The organism is Cytobacillus gottheilii (assembly GCF_018582665.1).
Lineage (GTDB): Bacteria > Bacillota > Bacilli > Bacillales > Cytobacillaceae > Cytobacillus > Cytobacillus gottheilii.
The window spans coordinates 663,146-678,885 of the sequence record NZ_CP071709.1 but is presented as its reverse complement, the minus strand read 5'-3'; the positions used below and the strand labels follow the sequence as shown (position 1 = coordinate 678,885).

General features: G+C 39.2%; 11 protein-coding genes. 1 reads left to right on the top strand and 10 read right to left on the bottom strand.

The genetic code is table 11. The features are described 5' to 3' along the window. Nucleotides 1-292: 292 nt before the first annotated feature. Nucleotides 293-1,933, bottom strand: coding sequence for a hypothetical protein (locus J1899_RS03295; RefSeq protein WP_214477568.1), 1,641 nt, complete (start codon nt 1,931-1,933; stop codon nt 293-295). After that, nucleotides 1,933-2,718, bottom strand: coding sequence for an ABC transporter ATP-binding protein (locus J1899_RS03290; protein ID WP_214477567.1), 786 nt, complete (start codon nt 2,716-2,718; stop codon nt 1,933-1,935). Before J1899_RS03290 ends, J1899_RS03295 begins: the two co-directional genes overlap by 1 nt. A gap of 305 nt (nt 2,719-3,023) precedes the next feature. Between J1899_RS03290 and J1899_RS03285 the strand changes: the two genes are divergently transcribed. Continuing rightward, entirely contained in the window at nt 3,024-3,791 is a 768-nt protein-coding gene (locus tag J1899_RS03285) for a MerR family transcriptional regulator (RefSeq protein ID WP_214477565.1), read from the top strand. Nucleotides 3,792-4,159: 368 nt separating this feature from the next. Here the strand turns inward: J1899_RS03285 and J1899_RS03280 are convergent, their stop codons facing one another. The 8 genes from J1899_RS03280 to J1899_RS03245 form a co-directional block, all read right to left on the bottom strand. Next, nucleotides 4,160-5,341 carry an IS256 family transposase gene (locus J1899_RS03280; protein ID WP_214475133.1) on the bottom strand — a complete coding sequence of 394 codons (1,182 nt, stop codon included), beginning with the start codon at nt 5,339-5,341 and terminating at the stop codon, nt 4,160-4,162. A 400-nt stretch (nt 5,342-5,741) separates the two neighbouring features. Then, nucleotides 5,742-6,995 (bottom strand): exo-beta-N-acetylmuramidase NamZ family protein, encoded by a 1,254-nt coding sequence (locus J1899_RS03275; RefSeq protein ID WP_214477563.1) that lies wholly within the window; start codon nt 6,993-6,995, stop codon nt 5,742-5,744. Between the two features lie 74 nt (nt 6,996-7,069). Beyond that, the gene (locus tag J1899_RS03270) at nt 7,070-9,157 is read right to left on the bottom strand and encodes a glycoside hydrolase family 3 N-terminal domain-containing protein (protein ID WP_214477560.1); all 2,088 of its coding nucleotides are present in this window, start codon (nt 9,155-9,157) and stop codon (nt 7,070-7,072) included. An 18-nt stretch (nt 9,158-9,175) separates the two neighbouring features. Beyond that, a complete protein-coding gene (locus tag J1899_RS03265; RefSeq protein ID WP_214477558.1) occupies nt 9,176-10,885 on the bottom strand; it encodes a serine hydrolase domain-containing protein in 1,710 nt (569 codons plus the stop codon). A 250-nt stretch (nt 10,886-11,135) separates the two neighbouring features. Continuing rightward, on the bottom strand, nt 11,136-12,632 hold the full coding sequence (locus J1899_RS03260; protein ID WP_425515004.1) for an AbgT family transporter: 1,497 nt from the start codon (nt 12,630-12,632) through the stop codon (nt 11,136-11,138). 1,362 nt (nt 12,633-13,994) lie between these two features. Then, nucleotides 13,995-15,131 (bottom strand): zinc-dependent alcohol dehydrogenase, encoded by a 1,137-nt coding sequence (locus J1899_RS03255; protein ID WP_214477551.1) that lies wholly within the window; start codon nt 15,129-15,131, stop codon nt 13,995-13,997. Between the two features lie 16 nt (nt 15,132-15,147). After that, on the bottom strand, nt 15,148-15,510 hold the full coding sequence (locus tag J1899_RS03250; protein WP_214477549.1) for a spore coat protein: 363 nt from the start codon (nt 15,508-15,510) through the stop codon (nt 15,148-15,150). A gap of 10 nt (nt 15,511-15,520) precedes the next feature. Then, complete coding sequence (locus J1899_RS03245) at nt 15,521-15,736, bottom strand: spore coat protein (RefSeq protein WP_214477548.1); 216 nt, start codon at nt 15,734-15,736, stop codon at nt 15,521-15,523. Nucleotides 15,737-15,740 lie beyond the last annotated feature (4 nt).

Below are 15,740 nucleotides of genomic sequence, written 5' to 3'. Positions count from 1 at the left end.
TTAGAGGAGGGTTTTAATAATGAGGAATTAGAGAAGATAATTAAAAACACTTATGATTTTCCAGTTGTAAGGTATAAATAAGATAAATCGAATCACTGCGCTGGTTGATTTCCGCTCCAGGGCACTCGCTTTCCGCGGGTGAGAGGTGAGCCTCCTCGGCGCCTTCCGCACCTGTGGGGTCTCACCTTTCTCACTTCTCCCGCAGGAGTCTCGCACCCTTGCGCTCCAATCAACCAATCATAAGAGCGGTCTGTGTTTTGAATGACAAATGTAAATAATTAACACTTTAATTTTAAAAATCTTTACTCTGTTTCCTAAACATTACTTTCCAAACGATAAAGTTAGCAATCAATAAAATGACTAAGTACAGATACGAACCATAGCTCAGCTGATTAATGGCTAAATAATGCCCGCCGGCTAAAAGTCCCACTGGAATGAATAAGATAAGCGATTTCCACCCTTGAGAATTGCCCACTTCTTCAAAGGGCTTCGAAAAAGGAATCCTACTCCCAAAACTAACATAACAAATCACTGTATATAGGAAGCTTGCCACGAGAACAGCTGCTAAGTCCGGAATAATTCTTGTTCCATAAATGATGCAGAAAATAATGCCTAAAACAATATATAGCGGAATATAAAGCGAAATCAAAAAGGCTTTTAAACTGCTTTTACGTAAATTGGTATAATCCTCAATCGGAAAAATTTTATACACCCAGGAAGCCTTATACTTACTCGAATAGCCTAACATGAGCACTGTCGTTGGGATAATCAGCATACTGAAATAAATATTCAGATAGCTGACACTTTCTGTGAAATCAGCTTCCCCGCCAGCTGCAACGTTAAATATGAAGATAAATGGAATCACCAATGAAAAACCTAATGATGGATAGACCTTCAGCTTAAACTCCCGCTCCTGCTTCATCATTAAGGACGTAAAGCGATAGAATGCTCTTTCATCGTTCGTTCTGCAAATGATTTTTAAAAGCAGTTCTTTGAGATGATTTTTTCTTTCTTTTTTTGATTTGCTTGAACTTAAGAGTTTTTGCAGATTTCGTTCAAACGTCGGAATAAGCTTCAAATAAATCCAGATCGATAGGATAGGTACTACAATGGCTAAGATGCTAAAAATAATCGTCATAATGGAAGTATTTCCATTCAGCAATAATTCGTAGGGGGCCGCAAACCACATGGGAATAAGGAAAATGCTCCACCAATGATAATCTGCCACCATATTTAAATCGACAAATTCAAAAGACCTGGCAAGAAATTGATACCCCACCATCAGCACTAGAGATAAGCCAATTTGAACATAATTGATCATATCCTTTAGCTTTTCTCCATCAAAAAACTTCAAAATGGCAATATATAAGATTGCTGTGATGACAACAATAAATATATTAATAAGGATCAATTCTATAATGGTTATAAGGAAAAAGAGGATTCCTTGTCTAAATAGGCTGACCACAAGCGGAATGGCTGTCAAAGCTACCGTTAAATAAGATAAATAAATAAAGATATGCATAAACTTGGCCGCATTGACTGTTTTGGCAGAAATCGGCTTTGTTAATAAAATGCTTCGATCTCTAACATCAAGTAAGACATTGGAAAAATCAGCAATCATCGACGTCATAATCATAAAAATAATAATGGCATAAGCAATACTAAGCTGAAACAGATAACTGTCTCCAAAACCCATAAAAGGAATTAGAACAAGACCAATAAGAACATAAATCCATAGTGATTTTATGTATCCATACTTTTTGTCCTCTTGCCCTTTTTTGTTGGCATCTTGATTAAAAAAAGTCGGTACTCTGCGCTCATCCATGGTCAGTTTGATCTGGAGAATTTTTCTCATGGCAGTATAATCAACACCGATTTTCACAAACAAAACCTGAATTTTATCAAGCAGCTGTAAGGTTTTAAAATCGTCCATTACTGCACCTCTTGAACAACGGAAACAAATCTTTCGCCAATTTCCTTATGATTATTAAAGCCTGTCAATTGATTAAAAATACCTTCAAGTGAGCCGCCCATATGACCTGCTTGCAGCTGTTCAAACGTGCCATCTGCTGCAATTCTTCCATCATTCAGCAGGATAATGCGGCTGCTGATTTTCTCAACGACATCCATAATATGTGATGAGTAGAAGATTGTTTTGCCCTCTGCAGCAAGCTGGGCAAGAATCTCTTTAAAAATCATCACACTATTTGCATCGAGACCATTAATCGGTTCATCTAAAAATAATAAATCCGGATTATGTATGACACTCGCAATTATTAGTAACTTTTGCCTCATTCCTTTTGAATAAGAAGAAATCCTGGAGTGATACACTTCTCCAATTCCAAACAGCTCCATTAGGGACTTTGCCTTTTCTGCAGCCACATCCAGCTCCATGCCGTACATCTGTCCAATAAAAGTCAAATACTCGTAACCTGTTAAGTTATCATAAATATCTGCTACTTCAGGAACGTAGCCGATTCTTCTTTTGTATTCTATTCCGCTTTTTTGAATATCCTCGCCAAACAGCTCTATGTTTCCTCCGTATTCTCCTTCAATCCCTAGAATCATTTTAACCGTCGTACTTTTTCCGGCACCATTAGGTCCGATATAGCCAATAATTTCTCCTCTTGAGACTCGCAAGTCTATTCCTTTTAATATTTGCTTGCTTCCAAAGCTTTTCGTCAAGTTTGTTATCGTTAACACTTCCTGCTGCTCCATTACCTATTCCTCCCATCCATTTTCCAGTTACTATAACATACGGATGAAAGTTAAAACAGTTTCTAAAATTTAGATTTGTTTAGGCGATTTCGCACAAAATGATGATTTTTATACTCTATGGTACTTGCTTTCTGCCGGGGAAGATGCTGAAACTCTGCACCGCTACCTTCCTGTGGGTTCTGAAGCTCCCCGTTTATAGCCTTTAAGAAAAGCTTAAATTTTTTTATAATTTGAATTTATCGCTTGAACCTCTAGTTCCTAGAGGTTTTATAATAAACACATACTTTTAAGAAAGAGGGATGATCATGGATAAAGGAAATTCGTTTTCTATTGGGCAATTCTCTGAAAAAACAGGGATGTCTATTCGAACTTTACATTATTACGATGAAATTGGCCTCTTAGTACCTGAAAAGCACCCCAGTTCTGGCCACCGTATTTACAATCATGATGATATCCTGACATTGCAGAAAATTATTAGCCTTAAATTCCTTGGATATAGTCTTGATAAAATAACAAACTTATTAAAAGAAAGCAGTTTTACTGTAGATTTAAATGAAACGTTAACACTTCACTTGGATGCATTAGAAAAAGAAAAAGAACGAATTCAGCAATCAATTACAGCTATAAAAAGGGTAATAAAGGTCCTGCAAGCGGAAGAAGAAATAGACAGCACAATACTATTCACCCTAATCCATAGCGTGCAAACAGAACAAATACAGGCAGATTGGATGGAACGTCATATGCCGACAGATATTAAAGAAAGCTTATTGCTGAAGACAGAGGATGATAAAGCCAAACTAGATCAAACGTATATTCAATTATCAAAGGAATTAAAGGAGCTATATGGTAAGCCTATTGACGATCCAAAAGTCCAAGATATGATCAGTGCCTATATTGAATCCTCTTTTGAATTTCTCGGAGACGATCTGATAGAAAAACTCGCTAATACGAATATAGAAGAAATGGATATCAAAGAACTCGAAGAAATGACTCAGAATCCATTTACTGAGGAAGAACAAGAATGGCTTAATTTGGCGATGGAATATCATATGAAAAAAGCTGGGTTAGAATAGCTCTTTTATCTGATGGCGGGCACTTATTCTCGTGCTTTGTGCCCGTCGGCTTCCTTTTTTATCGTTGACGAGCACTTTCTCACGCGCTTTGTGCCCTTCAGCTTCCTTTTTTATGGCTGACGGGCACTTATTCTCGTGCTTTGTGCCCGTCGGCTTCTTTTTTTATGGATGACGGGCACTTTCTCACTCCCTTTGTGCCCTTCAGCTTCTTTTTTTATGGATGACGGGCACTTATTCTCGTGCTTTGTGCCCGCCGGCTTCATTTTTTAGTCAAGTCCTTATTATTGTGTAAATTCCTTTTCACAATGTTACCACCTATTAATAGCTGTTAGTTGATTTTGCTTAGGAGAAGGGGGTACCCCCTTCTCCTAAGCAAAATTTCGCTCCGCGGTAAGGTATACTTTCTTATTTAATTCTAAATTTTCATTCTCCATTAACAATGCACCAATTAATCGAAATGCAGACTGATTATTAGGAAAGATACGGATCACACTCACTCGTTTTCTAATTTCTTGGTTGAGCCTTTCCAATGAGTTATTGCTTAAAATGTGTATTTGATACTTTTCTGGTTCATTTAGAAATTGGATCGTGTCTTCGTAACCTTCTTCGAGAATTTCGATTGCCTTTCTTACTTTCTTATTTTCTGCATATAGTTCAATAAATTTGTCCCTATATTTTCTTGACTCTTCAACTGATACTACTTGGTATATTTTTCTCAGATCAGAAATGATTTGTCGTGATCCTGTTTTTGGAAGTGCGTTAACAATATTTCGTTTGAAATGAACAGTGCACCTTTGCCATGCCGTACCTATAAATACTCTTTCTATTGCTTTCTTTAATCCAGCATGTGCATCTGAAATCACTAATTTTGGTGATTGTAACCCTCGAGATTTTAAATCTTGAAAGAACTCTTGCCATGCTTGAAAGCTCTCGACGTGATCTATTTTAAAGCCAAGTACTTTACGCTTTTTGTCCTCACCCATACCAGTAATTAAATAAGCTGCTTTTGAAATGACCTTGTTATTCTCTCGAACTTTTATATAGGTGGCATCAGCGTAGAGATACGGATAATATTCGACATTAAGTGGGCGATTAGCCCAGGCTTTTACTACAGGATCCAGTTTCTCTGTTAGGGAGGAAACAAAAGATTTTGATACACTCTGGCCACATAATTGTTTTACGATATTCTTTACTTTTCTAGTGGAAACTCCATTGATGACCATTTCTAACATAGATAATATAAGTGTCTGATCAACACGCGAAAATTTCTCAAAGATAGAAGGCGAAAATTCACCTCCTCTTGTTCGGGGAACTTTTATTCTTAACTTTCCGATACTCATGATGAGTTCACGTTCATAATATCCATTTCGATAATCACGACGATCTAAAGAACGTTCATAGGCAGCTGCATTTAAATAGTCATCTCGTTCTTTTTCCATGTATTCGTTCAAGACTAATACTAAGGTAGATTTCACAATAAGCTCAAGATTAGAATTCATAATCGATTCTTTTAAAACGTCCATATCTAGGTTAAACTGTAACTGAGTCATTTTTATCCCTCTTTCCAATGTTTTCTTGGTCGTTAACATTGTGGACAAATAGGAATAAAATGACTCTTTCTTTTTACACAATTATATGGACTTAATCCATTTTTTATCGCTGACGGGCACTAATTCACCCTCTTTGTGCCCGTCAGCTCCTTTTTTCACAACTGGCGGGCACTTGTTCCCGCGCTTTGTGCCCTTCGGCTTCCTTTTTCTCTGCTAGCGAGCACTTTCTCCCGCCCTTTATGCCCCCCACCTCCTTTTCCCACACCTAACGAGCACTTTCTCCCGCCCTTAAACCAACTTAGACCACCACCCTGTCATCCTTTCTTCCTTAAAAAACAAAAACCCGAACTATTTTAACCATAGTTCGGGTTTACCTTTATACCTCAGAATCTCATCAAACTTACTTATATAGCAGAAACTGCTTTCTTACTTTTAAAAACGAACGTAATTCATCTTCCCATTTATTCTTCATTTCTTCCACAGACTTGCCTGATTGAATGTCTTCGCGTACCCAGCTATTCCCCATTAGCTGGTCGAAGAATGAAATACCGCTGCTGTTTTCGGCTCTGAATTCGAATTGATCAGGATATAAATCATGGATCGCTTTAACAATATGCAAGCCTGCTTCAACTGGTTTAAATTCGTCACGGTCTGTAATATGAATCTCAATACCATGTGAAAGACTGCCTGCATGCTTAGAGAATGTCGGTGTGAAAGAGGCAGCTCTGAATGTTACTCCAGGCAGCTTCTTTTCATTTAAAACTTTAGCAAGTTTATCGCCATTGATAAAAGGTGCCCCAATTAGTTCGAATGGCTTCGTAGTGCCGCGCCCTTCAGATATATTGGTTCCCTCGATTAAAGCACCGCCAGGATAAGCTAAAGCTGTATCCAAGGTTGGCATATTCGGTGACGGCATGACAAACTCTAATGGTGTATCCTCATAATACATACTCCGCTTCCAGCCTTTCATTTCGACCACCTGCAAATCTGCACCAATTTCAAATTCTTCGTTAAAGAGCTTTGCCAGTTCCCCAACTGTCATCCCGTGACGGAGCGGAATAGCATAATTGCCTATAAAAGAAGAATATTTCATATCCAGTACAGGGCCCTCTACCTTTAAGCCCCCGAGAGGATTGGGTCTATCCAGAACAACAAAGGGAATATTGTTTTCTTTTGCTGCTTCCATCGCATAGGCCATTGTGTATATATACGTGTAGAAGCGGGTTCCTACATCCTGGATATCAAATAGCAGAACATCTACTCCTTCAAGCATTTCTGGTGTCGGTTTTCTCGTTGCGCCATATAAGCTGTAAACAGGCAAGCCTGTTTTTTCATCAATATAATATTCAACATATTCTCCTGCCTGTGCACTTCCCCTTACTCCATGCTCAGGTCCGTATAATGCAACAAGATCTGTTTCTGGATCCTCGTGCAATACATCAACAATGCTGTTTAATGATTGATCAACACCTGTTGGATTCGTAATTAAACCGACTTTTTTTCCTTTGATTAAATCCTTTTCTTTATCTAATAACACCTCAACGCCTAATTGAAAGCTTTTCCCCTTCTTTTTCTTGTCATTCTTCGCTGAAACGCCTGCTAAGCCGGAAAGTACTAATGTCATGGTTATTAAGAAAATGATCCATTTCTTCATTCAAGCATCTCCCCTCAATTGTTTCCCAGAAACAGCAGATCCCTCTTACGAACCCGCTGTTTCTAAAGAACTTTTTAATAGTTTAAGCCATGCCCAAATTCATATAATGTATTTCCGTCAAGATCAGGTATGGTAACAGGCAATTGGCCGCTTGGATTAATTTCACCGAAAATAGCTGCTGCAGAAGCCTGGAAGCTGGCCGTTCTAAATCCGTATTGCGCGATGTAAGCATCCACTTCATTGAAAGACATGATGTCATATGGATTGCGGATTCCAACTGCAATAACTGGCGCCTCTGTCTGGGCTGAAATATCACGGATCATTTTCATCTGCGGATGGTCATAAGCGCGGCCCGCTACATTGGATGTATGTGAACCGATAATGACAGCATCGGCCTTTGCAATCGTTTCTTTCTGTTCATCTGTAAGTACAAAGTTTGATGCTGCTGTAATAACCTCTGTGTTCTGATGATGCTTCTTAATCGCATCACCAAGCTCTCCAATATAGCTGCTGCCTACTACAGCAATTTTTTGATTTTCATAAGCATGAAGCGGAAGAGCATTGTTATCATTTTTAACTAATGTAATGGATTGCTGTGCCGCTTCCTTCTCAATTTGTTTATGTTCTTCAGAGCCCACTACTTGCACCGCATTTGCAATTTTATCTTCAATGGAATGCGGATTCTCCTGCTTGATTACACCACGGTCAAGCTTTAACTTTAAGATTCGCTGTACAGATGCTTCAATTCGATTTTCAGAAATCTCACCTGTTTTCACTGCCTCTACAAGACCTTCGGCAACCTCCTGCAAACCAACAGGCATAAGAACAATATCTGTTCCCGCTTTCACCGCTCTGATTGCCGCATCAACAGGTCCAAAATGATCTGCGATGGCTTTCATATTCATGGCATCAGTTGTTATGACTCCTTCATATCCCATCTCATCTCTCATTAGCTCTGTCAGCACTTTATGCGATAATGTCGCAGGAAGTGAAATTTCTTCTCCCGTTTTTTGTGAAATCACTTTTGTATCATCAATGTTCGGGAATGTGACATGTGCCGTCATGATTGCATCAATTTCTGCCTCCATCGCTTTTTGAAATGGATACAGTTCTACTTCTTTTAATCTTTCTAGGTCATGCGGAACCTCAGGCAGACCTAAGTGTGAATCGACTGCCGTATCTCCATGTCCCGGAAAGTGCTTGGCCGTTGCTGCCACACCTGATGCTTGCATGCCTTTTGTATACGCAACACCCATTTCGGCAACAAGCTCTGGATCTTCTCCAAACGAACGTACGCCAATCACCGGGTTATCAGGATTATTGTTTACATCTAATACTGGTGCAAAGTTCATATTAAAACCAAGGGCGTTCAATTCCTCACCAATTGCATGCCCAACTTTTTCGGCCACTTCAGCAGAGCGTGTCGCTCCTAATGCCATATTGCCCGGCATGTCGGTGCCTGATTGAAGACGGGTGACGATACCGCCCTCCTGATCAATCGTCATCAGAAGTCCATATTTTTCAGAAGCTTCTTCATAGGCAGAAACCAGTCTGGCTGTTTGCTCTGTTGTCACAACATTTTCTCTGAAAAGAATCACTCCGCCCAGATGGTAATCCTTAACGAGCTGTTCGATTTCAGGAAGCATTTCAGTCACATTTTCTCCATCCCAGGTTCGGAAATCCGGCATAAGCATTTGTCCGACCTTTTCTTCAATGGTCATAGAGTTAATAGACTTTGCAATTACATCATACTGCTTGCCTTTTTCTTTCTTAAAAAATGGTTCTTTGGATTTGTGATTTCCTTTGAATTGAATGGCAATTCGATCACGATCCTTGCCGGCTGATACTGTAATAAACGTATTTCCTTTTTTGCCGGTAAATGTAATCTCACCATCGCTGCTAACAGTTGCAACATTTTTATTAGAAGACTTCCATTTTAATGTTTCGTTATTGACTGTTTTGAACTGGCCATCGTTATAGACATTCAGGACAGTCAGTTTATAACCATCAGCCGGCTGCCGATCTAAGTCAGGCACATTTTCCAATAAAATAAGATCTTTTGTTTTGCTCTTGGCTGCCTGTACCCCAGCTGGCAATGCCATAGAAGCAAGCAGCAATATTGTCAGGATACCTACAAGTCCATTCTTTAAGAAGTTTTTCATGAAGAGAGCCTCCTCTATTTAATATCTTCTTTTTTCCCAGCCATCGGTTGATAGTTTCAATTTCATATCCTTTCCATTTGGCTGCTTAATCATTGCGTCATGGATATACCAGCCCCGTCCGTTTACAGTTGCATCTGTATCGTACCGGAAGCGGATATAGTTGCTTCCTTTCGGGATGAGAACTGTGCTCTTCTTCCAATCAATACTGGTTCCTGTGTAAGGAGCTCCAATAGCCGTCCAATTCTCACCATCTTTTGAAACCTCAATGTATCCATAATCGCTCTCATTCTCAATTCTGTACCAAGTATCAAAAGTTAATACTGCACCTTTTTCCGCCTCAACTTCGGCAGTCAAGGTGCGATTAAGCTCATCACCATAGCCAGAAAACCAAGCTTTCTTTTTAGAAGGCATTGCCACAGGAATGGCGTCTGCTGTTAATCTGGCAACCTGTCTTCTGGCAGGGTTTGTAGAAACCGTCTCACGGGTTGGATGAACCCGGTTTGTCAGCAGAATGCTGATGGTAGCGTTATTTTTGTTCACTACAATGGAAGTTCCAGTATATCCTGTATGACCTAAAGTACTGCCTTCTGATAAGGCATCCATATACCAGCCTTGGCCCAGCTCCCAGCCGAGACCATGGTCATCTCCAGGAAAAGCTTCATTCTGGTTTTCCTCCAGCAGTTTCACGGTTTCAGCCTTCAAAATCTGCTTGCCGGCATATTCGCCCTCATTTATAAACATATGAGCCAGTTTGCCTAAATCCTCTGCTGTTGAAAACACACCAGCATGGCCAGCTACTCCCTCAAGCGACCATGCATTTTCATCATGCACCTCACCCCAGACAAGACCTCTGCCAATTGAGGACTGATCTTCTGTCGCAGCAATCCTGTGCTTCAGTGATTCAGGCGGATTGTACATGGTATCCTTCATTCCTAATGGTTCGGTAATATACTTTTTAACAAACACATCGAGACGATCACCTGAAAGCCGTTCCACTAATGCACCAAGTGTAATCATATTTAAATCACTATACGTATACTGAGTGCCAGGTTCTGCTTCTAATTCATGCGAAAATACAAGCTGTAATCTTTCATCACGGTTATTCGCTTGAGAATACAGTGGAATTCCAGGTTCAAATCCAGAAGTATGCGTCATAAGCTGTCTGATCGTAACTGCTTCTTTTCCATTCTGCTCAAACTCGGGAATATAGAGAGAAACAGGATCATCTAATTGAAATTCCCCTTTTTCATATAGCTTCATTGCGGCTACAGTTGTAAAAATTTTGCTGATGGAAGCCACGTCAAAAATTGTATCCTCTTTCATTGGTATAGGATTGTCTGCTTCAGTAAACTCTCCATCGGTATACTGATAGGCGTTCCCATAAGCCTCATGCTTTACAATATGACCTCTCCTTGCCACAAAGGCGACTGCACCAGGCATCGCTCCTTCTTCAATCAGCGCTTCGATTGCAGGATCCATTTCCTTTAGCGGCTGTTTCATCATTCCAGCACTGCGCGGTGAACCTTTATGCAAAACAGGCGAAATGGGTCCTGGACGATCCCAGGAAAATAGCGGATGCATCCTTTGACTTGATTTTTTCTTTTTTTCCATGAATTCCATCCCCGGAGGTTCATTTAATGGATGTTGAGCCATAACGGGATCTGCTCCTGACATTAAAACGGATGTAGTGAATAAAATAGCTGCAACAGTCATTGCTTTTCTTTTCATTGGCACACCTCCATTTATTTATGACAGCACTTACATTTGTGCTTCCCTTTTAGGGTATCGAAATAATAGTATAGTTGTCTATACCAAAATAGTCTTAAAATTCAGATGGTTCTAATTATCTAGAGAGTGAAATAACTTCTAAAAATCATAAACGTATTTATACTTTCCATATTATTTTCCAAACATACTGCCTCTCGAAAGGATAAAAAAAGAACCTGCCTCTCATTAAGAAAGAACAGGTTCAAACTTTTTATGGATAAGTAATCGGTGAATCAGTTCCTATTGGGATACCAGTCAGCATCCAAATTAACAGCATCGCTACCCAAGCGATTGTAAATGCGATGGAGTATGGAAGCATAGTAGAAATCAGGGTACCAATACCAACCTTTTTATCGTACTTCTGCGCGAACGCGATGACGATCGCAAAATAAGGCATTAATGGTGAAATAACATTCGTTGTTGAATCGGCAATACGGTAAACGAGCTGAGTAAACTCAGGTGAATAACCTGATAGCATCATCATTGGAATAAATACCGGCGCCATAATTGCCCATTTAGCTGAGGCACTTCCGATAAATAAATTGATGAAGCCTGAGATCACAATAAATGTCAAAATCAGCGGAATGCCCGTAAAGCCTGTTGCATCAATTAGGTCAGCACCCTTAACGGCAAGGACCGTTCCAAGATTTGATTCAGTAAAATACGCAACGAATTGAGAGGCAACAAATGCCAATACAATGTAAGAGCCCATCGTTGCCATGGTATCTGACAGCTGGCTAGCTACATCTTTATCATTTTTGATTGATTTGGTAATTCGTCCGTACACCAAACCAGGAATGAAAAACATAATAAGGATTACAGGCACAAGTACACCTAAAAATGGAGTATCAACAAAGTTTTCTTGTCCTGCACGTAATGGTCCCCAAGATGGGATAACCAATAGTGCAATAGCAATACCCGTTACAATTAAAGATAATAATGCTCCCCATAAACCTTTTTTCTCTTCTGGCTTTAGATAGGAAACATCTTCAGTGACATTTCCTTTATATGTGCCCAGACGAGGCTCAACAATCTTATCAGTAATAATCGTACCAACTATGGTAATAAGGAAAACAGAGGCAATCATGAAATAGTAGTTCATGGCATAATTCATGCCTGCTGCATACTCCGGATCAATGATTGCTGCTGAATCCATTGTTAAGCCGCCTAATAGCGGGTCCAATGAAGTCAACAGTAAGTTGGCGCTGAATCCCCCGGAAACCCCTGCAAAAGCTGCCGCAAGTCCAGCCAATGGATGTCGTCCAAGACCTGCAAATAATACCGCTCCAAGAGGAGTTAAAACAACATAACCAGCATCAGCAGCCATACTTGACATAACACCGCCAAATACTAAAGCAGCTGTCATAAGTACGCGCGGTACAGATGTTACAAGGCCGCGAAGAGCCGCACTAATAAGTCCTGAACGTTCTGCAATTCCAATCCCCAGCATTGTTACAAGAACTGTGCCGAGTGGAGTAAATCCAGTGAAGTTAGAGACTGCGCTTTCAAAAAGGTATAAGATCCCTTCTGAGTTTAATAGGTTTTTGACTTCTATCATTTCTCCTGCGTTCAGCGGGTCTTCTACTTTAAGGCCAGCAGAAGCAAAGATAGCAGACAAAACAACTACTGCTACAGCAAAAAAGAAAAACAATGTAACCGGATCTGGCAGTTTGTTGCCGACACGCTCAATTACATTTAGAAAACGCATAACGAAACCGTTCTTTTGAGCTTTTTCCAAGATTAAACCTACCCTTCAATTTAATAAAAAAGATAATTTTTATACATAAGTTAGTATAGACAATAGTTTCATAGAATGGAATAGATATGGAAGTATTCAAAATAGTAATATAGTTATAAATATTATAAAAATGTTTAGAGTTAATTTCTCTTTAGCGATTAAAGTCCGTACTATTTTAGGTTAGATTCATATTTTTCTACATATCCAGTAGATTTTTTAAGCGTACTGCTTAATCTCTTAGTTAAAGCTCTCCAGTGAATATACTATTTAATCTTATATAAAAGTAATGAATGTCTAATTATATGAAAAGTATTTCTATACACGAAATATACAAAATTTATTCATATTGTTCACAGTGACTGAGACTGAGCCAATAATTATTCTATAAAAAGGATTTGCTGTTCGTTCTTCCATTGTGCTGCGGCCAATCACTTCTTGTGGTGATGTAGAGTTGCAATAAAATTCCAGTAAAAAAACACAATTAACTCCTTGTTTAAATACTTTGAAAAAAACCATTTTGAAAAAAGATTTTATCAAGACCTAATTTATAAAAAGCTGTATAAAATTTAGGCTGAGACAAAATGAAATTAATATTTCTAAAACACGAATATTCAATATTTTAATTTCGGTATTTAATCAAGACCGTTCCATTGCGCTGCGGACCCTCGCTTTCCGCGGGGAGCAAGCTGAGCCTCCTCGTCACTCCGTTCCTGCGGGGTCTCACCCTTTGCTCTGCAGCCCGCAGGAGTCGAGGGTCCTCCGCTCCATTTCACTCATGTAAATAAAATATATTTTATAATTATAAATAAAAAACCGAATGATTAGAAAGATGACCTTCCTTACCATTCGGTTCAATAGGTGTGTTAGTTACTTATGTCCCAGCCTCTTACTTCTTTTTTCAATAAGCGCGCCATATTGTTGAAGACCGTTATTGAACTAAAGCACCCTTTAGTTTAAGTACAAATCTTCACAAAGTTTACTTATGGCGACTTTACATACTTGCTCTGTTGCCCTTCAAGAAATCAGGGATATTCAACAATACTTATAACCATAATGATTTTCGGTAATTAAGAAATCATTGATCCAACAAAAAAGACGATGGATGATCACCGCCTTAATTGATTATTTTATTTTTCTGTTAATTTATTTTTGAAATAAAGGTAATCAACCTTATGTTTTGTGGCCATAAGTTGTGATGCAAGTATTGCGGTATAGATAGTTGTTAATAGTATGCCAAAAACTGCTATCCCCATTATTGAGTCCTTGTTATTCAAAATAACCACCTCCATTTCTAAAAAGAATATATAAGAATTCATCTTGGATTTATTCAATTTAAGGTTTCAGAATGACTTTTATACAATTATCGGTCCTAGTGTCAAAGACTTCGTATCCATGCTTTGCCTGGTCTAATGGAAGAACATGTGTAATTACATCACCAATATCAACCTTTCCTTCAGATATAAGATTGTAAAGAAAAGGCATATACGGTATAACTGGTGCCTGCCCCGTTTTTATGTCAACATTTCTTTGGAAAATATCTCCTAACGGGAACCCATTATAACGTCCCCCATAAACACCAGTAATTTGGATGGTCCCAGCTTTGCGTACAGCCTGTGACGCAATGACAAGCCCACCCATTGCACCGCCATGAAGCTTCATTCCCGATGCAAGATATTCAAGAGGCGTCATTTTGCCGCTCATACCTGAACAATCAATAACTATATCTGCTCCACCTTGTGTGATCTCTCTTAAATATTCGCCAACGTTTTCATGTTCTTCAAAATTTACAGTCTCTACTTTATTGGTCCGTTTCGCATGCTCAAGCCGGTATTTGAGGTAATCGACCGCAATAACACGCTTAGCACCTTTAAACCAGGCAAATTTTTGAGCAAGGAGACCTACAGGACCACATCCTAAAACGATGACAGTATCACCGCCTTTGACACCAGCGTGATCTACACTCCAATAAGCTGTAGAGGCTGCATCTGCAAGTAACACTAACTTTTCATCTTCTACTTCGCAATTCTCCGGTATTTTAAAGGGAGTAAAGTTTCCATATGGAACTCGCATATATTCTGCTTGTCCGCCAGCAAATCCACCGGTTGTTTCTGAATATCCAAAGAAACCGCCCATTTCACCATGAGGGTTTGAGTTATCACATTGGCTGGTTAAGTCATGGTTACAGTACCAGCAATGCCCGCAGCTTACATTAAAAGGAATAATTACCCGATCCCCTTTTTTCAATTTTGTTACTTCCGGTCCTACTTCTTCGACTACCCCCATCGGTTCATGGCCTATTACGTAATCAGTTGGCATATTGGGAATCATTTGATGAATCAAGTGCAAATCGGATCCGCATATAGCAGAAGATGTTACTTTTACAATGATATCATCGCCATTTTTAATTTTTGGGTCTTTTACTTCTTTAACTTGGACATTTTTACTCCCCTGGTACGTGACAGCTTTCATTTTTCTCTAACCTCCCTTATTTATTAGGCGTTGCGAACATTCCAAGTCTATCCGTATCATTCGGGAATAAGTTCATACCGGCAATCATTAAAGCATTGTCGGCAGATTTAAGATCCAGCTCAACTTGCTTGCCAATATCTTTCGGATATAACCAGCCCTTGCTTATCATCAATTCAGATATCTCGGTGTGTAAATCAATAGATAGTTCCATTTGCCTGTATAATGCCTCTCTTAACTCCAGGCTCGATGTTTCAGTTAACGCAATGGCATATGTATGAATGCCCGTTTTAACCGAAAGAAGAAACTCCAAGGCAATTCCCGAATCTGCCATTTCTGGCATATGTTCAGCCCCTTGGGGATCCAAATAATCCATTTCCATTTTTTTCACCTCATTCTATATAATTGGTTCTTGCACCTTTATAAAATTCTTTAAGTTCATTTATCGCTGCAATTGACTGTTGAACATTTTTTTCCATCAGTACTTTTAAATCATTATCGAAACAAAGGCCCTGCATAAGCTTTGATTTCAATAAGCATACAGTTTTCAGATTTAAAACCTCATGTGTTTCCATTGTTTCATGATAAGCCAAGATTTCCTTCTCCATGACT

Excerpts from the sequence above, each read along its gene's own strand:
- J1899_RS03250 (WP_214477549.1), bottom strand. The coding sequence starts at position 15,510 with ATGGAAATGGATTATTTGGATCCCCAAGGGGCTGAACATATGCCAGAA.
- J1899_RS03255 (WP_214477551.1), bottom strand. The coding sequence starts at position 15,131 with ATGAAAGCTGTCACGTACCAGGGGAGTAAAAATGTCCAAGTTAAAGAA.
- J1899_RS03265 (WP_214477558.1), bottom strand. The coding sequence starts at position 10,885 with ATGAAAAGAAAAGCAATGACTGTTGCAGCTATTTTATTCACTACATCC.
- J1899_RS03245 (WP_214477548.1), bottom strand. The coding sequence starts at position 15,736 with ATGGAGAAGGAAATCTTGGCTTATCATGAAACAATGGAAACACATGAG.
- J1899_RS03295 (WP_214477568.1), bottom strand. The coding sequence starts at position 1,933 with ATGGACGATTTTAAAACCTTACAGCTGCTTGATAAAATTCAGGTTTTG.
- J1899_RS03275 (WP_214477563.1), bottom strand. The coding sequence starts at position 6,995 with ATGAAGAAATGGATCATTTTCTTAATAACCATGACATTAGTACTTTCC.
- J1899_RS03270 (WP_214477560.1), bottom strand. The coding sequence starts at position 9,157 with ATGAAAAACTTCTTAAAGAATGGACTTGTAGGTATCCTGACAATATTG.
- J1899_RS03280 (WP_214475133.1), bottom strand. The coding sequence starts at position 5,341 with ATGACTCAGTTACAGTTTAACCTAGATATGGACGTTTTAAAAGAATCG.
- J1899_RS03290 (WP_214477567.1), bottom strand. The coding sequence starts at position 2,718 with ATGGAGCAGCAGGAAGTGTTAACGATAACAAACTTGACGAAAAGCTTT.
- J1899_RS03260 (WP_425515004.1), bottom strand. The coding sequence starts at position 12,632 with ATGCGTTTTCTAAATGTAATTGAGCGTGTCGGCAACAAACTGCCAGAT.
- J1899_RS03285 (WP_214477565.1), top strand. The coding sequence starts at position 3,024 with ATGGATAAAGGAAATTCGTTTTCTATTGGGCAATTCTCTGAAAAAACA.